This window comes from Ruegeria sp. AB8 (genome assembly GCF_056542605.1).
The window spans coordinates 1-1293 of sequence record NZ_JBQGAB010000092.1 but is presented as its reverse complement, the minus strand read 5'-3'; the positions used below and the strand labels follow the sequence as shown (position 1 = coordinate 1293).

The window sequence follows — 1293 nt, the reverse complement described above, 5'->3', positions numbered from 1 at the left end:
ACTGTTCTACGAGTTCTCGCTTGAGGATCATGTCCCGCAATACCATATTCTTCGAGATATAGGCCGGTTCGTCGAACTGTCTGATATCCGTCGGCACCTTGCTCCGTTCTACAGTTCGACTGGCCGACCGTCAGTTGATCCGGAACTGATGATCCGGATGCTGCTGATAGGTTACGTGATGGGCATTCGATCTGAGCAACGGCTCTGCGATGAGGTGCATCTCAACCTTGCGTACCGCTGGTTCTGTCGTCTGGACCTGACCGATCCGGTGCCCGACCATTCGACCTTTTCGAAGAACCGGCACGGACGGTTCCGTGATAGCGATCTTTTGCGGCATTTGTTCGAGTCGGATGTGACGTGCTGTATCGAGGAAGGCTTGGCAAGCGGCCAGCGTTTCGCTGCGGATGCCGGTCTGATTCAAGCCGACGCCAATCGGCAGAACTCCTCACCGCAGCGGGATTGGGCACCAGAGCAGATCGTCTCAGAAGATGCACCTCGTGCTGTCAGGGAATACCTGGAGACATTGGATGACGCCGCCTTTGGTGCAGCAAGCCCGGTGAAGCCGAAGTTCACCTCGCATTCCGATCCAGCCTCTCAATGGGCTGGCGCTCGGGGTGGACCCGCCTATTTTGCTATTCAGCCAACTATCTGATCGACACGGACAACGGAGTGATCCTGGACGTGGAGGCAACCCGGTCGATCCGCCAGGCTGAGGTCGGCGCGACCCGAACCATGGTCGACCGGGTGCGCGAACGCCACGATCTGAACCCTGAGAGACTGATCGCAGACACAGCCTATGGCTCTGGACCGATGCTGAGTTGGCTCGTTGATCACGGCATCGCCCCACATATTCCTGTCATCGACAAGTCTGGCCGCAACGATGGGACCTTCGAGCGCGCCGACTTCACGTTTGACGCTGAAAGCGATGCCTATATCTGCCCTGCTGGCAAGGAACTCAAACAGTATCGCCGGGCTTTCAAAAAGCCGAGGGAGCCCAGACCAGACAAGGATGGCATCCTTCGTTACCGCGCCCGCAAACCCGACTGCGACGCCTGCACGCTTAAAAGCCGATGCTGTCCGAAAGAGCCACAGCGCAAGGCGACGCACTCCATCCATGAACCATCCCGCAAAGTGGCTCGTGCCATCTCCCAAACCAACCAATATGCAATCTCGTGCAAGCTCAGAAAGAAGGTCGAGATGCTATTTGCCCACCTCAAGCGCATCCTCGGTCTCGGGCGCCTCCGATTACGTGACCCATGCGGCGCTCGGGACGAGTTCCACCTCGCCGCCACC

1 pseudogene is annotated in these 1293 nt (G+C 58.1%); it reads left to right on the top strand.

The features are described 5' to 3' along the window. Window position 1 precedes the first annotated feature (1 nt). Window positions 2–1293, top strand: a pseudogene (locus ACR0CG_RS23860) (IS1182 family transposase); the annotation flags it as partial.